The sequence below is a fragment of the Pseudomonas sp. 31 R 17 genome, from assembly GCF_900004915.1.
In the GTDB taxonomy this organism is placed as follows: domain Bacteria; phylum Pseudomonadota; class Gammaproteobacteria; order Pseudomonadales; family Pseudomonadaceae; genus Aquipseudomonas; species Aquipseudomonas orientalis_A.
On the sequence record NZ_CVTN01000033.1, the window covers coordinates 1 to 8,386 of the forward strand.

Consider the following 8,386-nt stretch of genomic DNA (forward strand, 5'->3'; position numbering starts at 1 on the left):
CCGAACTCAGCAGTGAAACGATGCATCGCCGATGGTAGTGTGGGGTTTCCCCATGTGAGAGTAGGTCATCGTCAAGATTAAATTCCAGAACCCCAATTGCGAAAGCAGTTGGGGTTTTGTTTTGGGCGCTCGAAAAGTATCAAGGCGCTCATGGCAATGGTCTTCAGTGCTAAAGTCCAAGCCTCGATTTTTGCTTTTCCAAGGAAACCGTTATGCCGGGTGCGATGTCCCTCAGCGCAGGATTCATGGTGGTTCACGGTAACCGCCTGGACGAGTTGCGCAGCCTGGTAGTCAGCTGGATGCGTCGTTATCCCCTGGCGCCCCTGGAGAATGAAATTGCTCTGGTCCAAAGCAATGGCATCGCTCAATGGCTCAAGCTTGCCCTGGCCGAAGATCCGCAGGAGGACGATATGGGGGGCTGTGGCATCGCCGCGGCAATCGATGTGCAATTGCCCGGCAGTTTCATGTGGCAGCTCTATCGCATGGTGCTGGGTCGTGACGAAATCCCCCCCAAGTCTCTGCTGGATAAGGCGCCGCTGACATGGCGACTCATGCGTCTGCTCCCGGAGCTTATCGATCAGCCCCATTTCGAGCCGTTGCAACGTTTCCTGACCCACGACACCGACCTGCGCAAACGCTACCAGCTTGCCGAGCGGCTGGCCGACTTGTTCGACCAATACCAGGTGTATCGCGCCGATTGGCTGGAAGACTGGGCGGCGGGGCGCCATCAATTACGCAACGGGCGGGGCGAATCCAAACCCCTCAACCCCGCCAACTGCTGGCAGGCTGAATTATGGCGCGCGTTGCTGCTCGACGTCGGGGAGCAGGGCATGGCCGAGAGCCGTGCCGGCGTTCATCAGCGGTTTATCGAACGCATCAACACACTCGAGCAAGCGCCGCCCGGCTTGCCTTCCCGCGTGATTGTTTTCGGCATTTCATCGCTGCCCGCCCAGGCGCTCGAAGCACTGGCGGGCCTGGCTCGTTTCAGCCAAGTGTTGCTGTGCGTGCACAACCCTTGCCGCCATCATTGGTCGGACATCGTGGCCGACAAAGACCTGCTGCGTAACGAATACAAGCGCCAGGCGCGCAAAGCGGGCATGCCTGTCACCATTGATCCTCACACCTTGCACCAGCACGCTCACCCGCTGCTCGCCGCCTGGGGAAAGCAGGGGCGTGACTACATCAGCCTGCTGGACAGTTATGACGACCCCAACAGCTACCGCGCCGCCTTCCGTGATGGTCGTATCGACCTGTTCAGCGAGAGCCAACCCACCACGCTGCTCAACCAGCTTCAGGACGACATCCTGGAATTGCGCCCACTCGATGAAACCCGTGAGTTCTGGCCGGCGGTCGACCTCACACGCGACGCATCCATTCGCTTTCACATCGCCCACAGCGCCCAACGCGAAGTGGAGATTCTCCACGACCAATTACTTCAACGTTTCAGCGCTGACCCCACCTTGCGCCCTCGGGACATCATCGTCATGGTCCCCGACGTCGACAGCTACGCACCGCACATTCGCGCGGTGTTCGGTCAACTGGAAAGAAACGACCCACGCTTCATTCCGTTCACCCTGACAGACCAGGGGCAACGTGGTCGTGACCCACTGTTGATCGCGGTCGAGCACCTGCTCAAACTCCCCGACAGCCGTTTCCCGGTCAGCGAAATTCTCGATCTGTTGGATGTCCCGGCCCTGCGCGAACGTTTCGCCATCAATGAGCGCGACCTGCCTACACTGCATCGCTGGATTGAAGGCGCCGGCATCCGCTGGGGTCTCAACGCCGAACAGCGTGCGGGCCTGGGGCTGCCCGCAGAACTTGAGCAGAACAGCTGGCGATTCGGCCTGCGGCGGATGCTGCTGGGCTACGCCGTCGGCACGGGTGTGGCGTGCGAAGGCATCGAGCCCTACGACGAGATCGGTGGGCTTGATGCGGCGCTGATTGGTCCATTGGTGGCCTTGCTCGATGCTTTGAATGACGCGCATCAGGCGCTGTCGCAACCCGCACCTCCCCATGTGTGGGGCGAGCGTCTGCAACGCTTGATGCAACTGTTTTTCCTGCCCGGCAGCGAGCACGATGACTACCTGCTTGGCCAGCTTGAACAGTTAAGAGAGACGTGGCTGGAAACCTGTGAATCCGTCGGCCTGCAGGATGAATTACCGCTCACCGTGGTCCGTGAGGCCTGGTTGGCCGGGCTCGACCAGGGCCGCCTGTCCCAGCGCTTCCTGGCGGGCGCGGTCAATTTTTGCACCTTGATGCCCATGCGCGCGATCCCGTTCAAACTGGTCTGCCTGCTGGGCATGAATGACGGCGACTACCCGCGTGCCCAGCCGCCACTGGACTTTGACCTGATGGGCAGCGACTACCGTCCCGGCGATCGTTCACGCCGTGAGGACGATCGCTACCTGCTGCTCGAAGCCCTGCTGTCCGCGCGCGACCAGCTCTACATCAGCTGGGTCGGCCGCAGCATCCGCGACAACAGCGAGCGCCCGGCCTCGGTGCTGATCGGCCAACTGCGTGACCACCTCGCCAGTGGCTGGCATAACGCCCAAAGCGCCGAACCCCTGATCGACGCAATGACCCAGGAACACCCGCTCCAACCGTTCAGCGCCCGCTACTTCCATGAAGGCGACCCGCTGTTCAGTTACGCTCGCGAATGGCAGTTGCTGCATGAGGCCCCGGCCGCACTGGTGCACGACCACGCGCTGGCACCGCACCATCAGGAAGAGCCCCTGAGCCTCGGCCAGTTACAGGATTTTCTGCGCAATCCTGTCAGGCATTTCTTCAGCCAACGCCTGAAAGTGTTCTTCGAAGCCGCCGAAGTACCGCTGGCCGACGAAGAACCCTTCGTCCTCGACGCACTGCAACGCTACACCCTCAGCGACAGTCTGCTCAACGCAGCACTGGCCCGCCCCGACCAGCTTGATCAGGCCCTCAATGCCCAAGCCTTGCGCCTGCAAGGCAGTGGCCTGCTGCCGATGGTCGGCTTCGGTGAATGCCTGCGCAACGAGCTGATCGAGCCATTGCCGGACCTGTTGCAGCGCTATCAGCACCTCCTGGCGCTCTGGCCAACGCCGCACATTGGTGCGCAACCGATCAGCTTCGCGTACCAGGGCATTCAGCTCGACGGCTGGATCAGCGGCCTGCATCGGCGCGGTGATGGCGGTTTGTTAAGCGTGACCACCATCCCCAACAGCATCGGCTCGATCAAGACGCGCAAATGGCACCGCCTGATTCGCCCCTGGGTCAATCATGTGGTCGCCTGTGCCTGTGGCGTGCCGTTGAGCACCGGCCTGGTGGCCAGTGACGACACCTTGCTGCTGGCCCCGCTGGACACTGCCACCGCTCAGAACCTCCTCGGTGACTTGCTGCTCGCCTGGCACACCGGCATGAGCAAACCGCTGCCCGTCGCGGTAAAGACCGCCTTTGCCTGGCTCGGCCAGACCGATCCGGCCAAAGCCCACGCCGCTGCCAGCAAAGCCTACGAGGGCGACGGTATCACCACCGATGGCGAACGCCGCGAAACGCCCGCGCTCACTCGCCAGTTCCCCAACTACGCCACGCTGGTCGCCAGCGAAGAGTTTGAAGGCTGGTGCGAAACCTTGTATCGCCCCTTGCTCAACGCCCCCTGGCGCTCACTGTCCAGCGAGGAGGCCGGCGCATGACCAGCAAACCCTTGGCCCTGGCCTTTCCGCTCAAAGGCAGCCAGCTGATTGAAGCCAGCGCCGGCACCGGCAAAACCTTCACGATTTCGGCCCTGTACCTGCGGCTGGTGCTCGGCAACGGTGGCGATGAGTCCGGCTTCGGCCGTGAACTGCTACCGCCGCAAATCCTCGTGGTGACCTTCACCGACGCCGCCACCAAGGAGCTGCGTGAACGTATCCGTATCCGTCTGGCGGAGGCCGCGCGGTTTTTCCGTGACGAAATCGAGCAGCCCGACGCCTTGATCGCCGACCTGCGTCACCAATACACCAGTGAACAATGGCCCGCCTGCGCTAATCGGCTGGACATCGCCGCGCAGTGGATGGACGAGGCAGCCGTCTCGACGATTCACAGTTGGTGCCAGCGCATGCTGCGCGAACACGCGTTCGACAGCGGCAGCCTGTTTACCCAGACCCTGGAAACCGACCACAGCGACTTGCTCGGTGAAGTGCTGCGCGACTACTGGCGCCTGTTCTGCTACCCGATGCATGACGATGCGCTCAACTGGGTGCGCAACAATTGGGGCGGCCCGGCCGCGTTGATGCCACGGGTGCGCGCGCTGTTTGGCAGTGAGCGGCCCGCCGAAGACAGCCGCGAGCCCGCCGAGATAATCGCTGCCTGCCTGCAAGAGCGTCGCGAGGCACTGACCAGCATCAAGGCCCCCTGGCAACAATGGGCCGTCGAGCTGCGTGATCTGTGCCTGCAAGCTGTGGCCGCCAAAGCGGTCGATGGGCGCAAAATGCAGGCGCGTTACTTCGAACCCTGGTTCGAAAAAATCAGTGCCTGGGCCACTGATGAAACCCTGGAACAACTGGATATCGGCACCGGCTTTACCCGCCTGACTCCCGAGGGTATGGCCGAAGCCTGGAAAGGCGAGCCGCCACGGCATCCCGGCATCGACGCCATGGCCGGTCTGAAAGCGGCCCTTGACGCACTGCCCACCCCGGACGCCGCGGTGTTGCAACACGCCGCCGCCTGGGTGGGCAAGCGCTTCGAAGAAGAGAAGCGGCGTCGCGCTGAAATGGGCTTCGACGACATGCTGATCCGCCTCAACGCCGCGCTCCAGGCCGACGGCGGCGAGCGCCTCGCCAGCGTGATCCGCGAGCAATTCCCGGTGGCCTTGATCGATGAATTCCAGGACACCGACCCGGTGCAATACAGCATCTTCGACAGCATTTACCGTATCGAAGAAAACCACCTGGACAGCGGCCTGTTCCTGATCGGCGACCCCAAGCAGGCGATCTACGCCTTCCGGGGCGCGGACATCTACACCTACCTGCGCGCCCGGCAATCCACCACCGGTCGCCACCACACGTTGGGCACCAACTTCCGCTCCAGCCACGCGATGGTCGAAGCGGTAAACCACCTGTTCCAGCGCGCGGAAACCGGCCGCGGCGCGTTCCTGTTTCGTGAGCCCGACGGCCATAACCCGGTGCCGTTCCACTCGGTGCTGTCCCAGGGCCGCAAAGAACAGCTGCAGGTCGACGGCCAGACGCTGCCGGCAATGAACCTTTGGCATTTAGCCACCGACCAACCGATTTCCAATGTGCTGTATCGCCAGCAACTGGCGGCTGCTTGCGCCACGCAGATCGTCGAATTGCTCACGGGTGGGCAGCAGGGCAGCGCAGGCTTTGCCAGAGACGACACGTTCAAAGGCGTGCTGCCGTCAGACATCGCCATCCTCGTGCGAGACGGCAAGGAAGCCCAGGCCGTGCGTGCCGAGTTGGCGGCACGGGGCGTGCGCAGCGTGTACCTGTCGGACAAGGACTCGGTCTTCGCCGCCCAGGAAGCCCACGATCTGCTGGCCTGGCTCAAGGCCTGCGCCGAGCCGGACGTCGAGCGCCCGCTGCGCGCGGCCCTGGCCTGTGTCACCTTGAACCTGTCACTGACGGAACTGGAGCGTCTGAACCAGGATGAACTGGCGTGGGAAAGCCGCGTGATGCAGTTCCGGGGCTACCGCTCGATCTGGCGCTCCCAAGGCGTGCTGCCGATGCTGCGTCGCCTGCTGCATGACTTCAAGCTGCCGCAAACCCTAATCGCCCGCAGCGATGGCGAACGTGTGCTGACCAACCTGCTGCACCTCAGTGAGCTGCTGCAACAGGCCGCGTCGGAGCTGGACGGCGAACAGGCATTGATTCGCCATCTTGCCGAGCACCTGGCGCTGTCGGGCCAGGCCGGTGAAGAACAGATCCTGCGCCTGGAAAGTGATGAACAACTGGTCAAGGTGGTGACGATCCACAAATCCAAGGGCCTGGAATACGACCTGGTGTTCCTGCCCTTCATCTGCTCGGCCAAACCGGTGGACGGCACTCGCTTGCCGCTGCACTACCACGACGCGCAGGGCAAATCTCAGGTCAGCCTGCGGCCCACCGCCGAGCTGATCGCCCTGGCCGACGATGAGCGCCTGGCCGAAGATCTGCGCCTGCTGTACGTCGCCTTGACCCGCGCCAAACACGCCTGCTGGCTGGGCATCGCCGACCTCAAACGCGGCAACAGCGGCAGCTCCGTGCTGCACCTGTCGGCGCTGGGCTATCTGCTGGGCGCCGGTGCGCCGCTGGGTGAGTCCGCCGGCCTGGCGCGCTGGTTGCTGGATGTGCAGCAGGGCTGCCCGGCCATCAGCTATGCCCAGGTGCCGCCAGCGCAAGACATCGTGTTCCACCCCCCGCGCAACGAAGCGACCTTGCGGGCTCCGCTGTTGCCCAAACGCAAGGCGGCGGAGAACTGGTGGATCGCGTCCTACAGCGCCTTGCGCATTGGCGACAGTATGAGCGCCGCCAGTCTCGAAGCGCCTGAAAGCCCGCAGGCGCAGAAACTGTTCGATGACGAACGCCTTGATCCCGACGCACCGCGCGAAGTGGTGGCGTCCGGCGGCGATATTCATCGATTCCCACGCGGTCCGAATCCAGGCACTTTCCTTCACGGCTTGTTGGAGTGGGCCGGTGAAGAAGCATTCAACGTCAGCCTCGAGGCCATTGAAAAAGCCGTCGGGGCGCGTTGCAATCGGCGCAATTGGGAAGGCTGGATCGTCACCCTCAGCGCCTGGCTTGACCACTTGCTGCACGCGCCGCTGCCTCTGTACGACGGCCGGGTCAGTTTCAGCGCGCTGGCGCACTACCAGATCGAAATGGAATTCTGGTTCGCCAGCCATAAGGTCGACGTGCTCGCCCTCGACAAACTGGTGTGCCAGCACACCCACCACGGCGTCTCGCGCGTGGCGGCCGAACCGGTGTTGCTCAATGGCATGTTCAAAGGCTTTATCGACCTGACCTTCGAGCACGATGGCCGTTATTACGTGGCTGACTACAAATCCAACTGGCTCGGGCCTGACGATTCGGCCTACACCATGGACGCCATGGAACAGTCGATCCTCGAGCATCGGTACGACCTGCAATACGTCCTTTACCTACTGGCCCTGCATCGCCAACTCAAGGCGCGCCTGCCTGATTACGACTACGAACGCCACGTCGGCGGCGCCCTCTATCTGTTCCTGCGCGGCACGCAGTCGGCGACCCAGGGCGCGTACTTCACCCGGCCGCCGCGTGAGCTGATCGAAGGGCTGGACCTGTTGTTCCAAGGCAAGCCTATTCCGCCAAAAGCCGAGCCCGCCTGGGAACAAGGAGTGTTGCTATGAGCTTGTCGCCGCTGCTGCTGGATCAATTGTCGCCGCTCAGTCGGGCCGCCGACCTGGTGCAACTGCTGGAGCGCTGGGTCGAGCGTGGCTGGCTGCGGGCCCTGGACAAAGCGTTCGTCGGCTTCCTGCATGAGCTTGACCCGCAGGCCGATCCCCTTGTGCTATTGGCGGCGGCATTGACCAGCCATCAATTGGGTCACGGCCATGTGTGCCTCGATCTGTTCGAAACCCTGCAGGCGCCGGACTTTGCCCTGTCGTTGCCGCCCGAAGGCGACCTGCAGACCGGCGCGATGCTGCTGCCGTCGCAATTGCTCGAGGGGCTGGACGGCGCCCACTGGTGTCATGTCCTGGCTACCAGCCGTTTGGTCGCGCCGGCGTTCGATGACAGTGAGTCGGCGCGGAGCCGCCCGTTGGTGCTGTGCGGAAAACGCCTCTATCTGCGCCGCTACTGGGCTTATGAACGGCGCATCGACAGTGCCTTGCGCCTGCGGCTGGCCAGCCACGAAAGCGTCGCCGCCGATTTGCCGCAGCGCCTGAATGGTTTGTTCGATCAACCGGCGCCCGATGGCGTGATCGACTGGCAAAAACTCGCCTGTGCCCTGGCCACCCGGGGCGCATTCAGTATCGTCACCGGCGGCCCCGGCACCGGCAAGACCACCACCGTGGTGCGCCTGCTCGCGCTGTTGCAGGCGCCTGCCGTGGAGAGCGGCAATCCCCTGCGCATCCGCCTGGCCGCGCCCACCGGTAAAGCCGCCGCGCGTCTGACCGAATCCATCAGCCAGCAAGTGCTGTCGCTGAAAGTGCCCGACAGCGTGCGCGAAAAAATCCCGACCCAGGTCACCACGGTTCACCGGTTGCTGGGCAGCCGCCCGGGCACTCGGCACTTCCGTCATCACGTCGGCAACCCGTTACCGCTGGATGTGCTGGTGGTGGACGAAGCGTCGATGATCGATCTGGAAATGATGGCCAACCTGCTCGACGCCCTGCCACCCCATGCTCGCCTGGTGCTGCTGGGGGACAAGGACCAGCTCGCCTCGGTCGAGGCGGGCGCGG

At 63.3% G+C, this 8,386-nt stretch carries 3 protein-coding genes; all 3 read left to right on the forward strand.

The genetic code is table 11. The features are described 5' to 3' along the window. Window positions 1–212 precede the first annotated feature (212 nt). Complete coding sequence (gene recC, locus BFP89_RS01390) at window positions 213–3,665, forward strand: exodeoxyribonuclease V subunit gamma (RefSeq protein WP_065883475.1); 3,453 nt, start codon at window positions 213–215, stop codon at window positions 3,663–3,665. Next, the gene (recB, locus tag BFP89_RS01395; protein WP_065883477.1) at window positions 3,662–7,333 is read left to right on the forward strand and encodes an exodeoxyribonuclease V subunit beta; all 3,672 of its coding nucleotides are present in this window, start codon (window positions 3,662–3,664) and stop codon (window positions 7,331–7,333) included. Before recC ends, recB begins: the two co-directional genes overlap by 4 nt. Next, on the forward strand, window positions 7,330–8,386 hold a 1,057-nt coding region (gene recD, locus BFP89_RS29160; RefSeq protein WP_256097296.1), incomplete at its 3' end, for an exodeoxyribonuclease V subunit alpha. The genes recB and recD, both read left to right, overlap by 4 nt.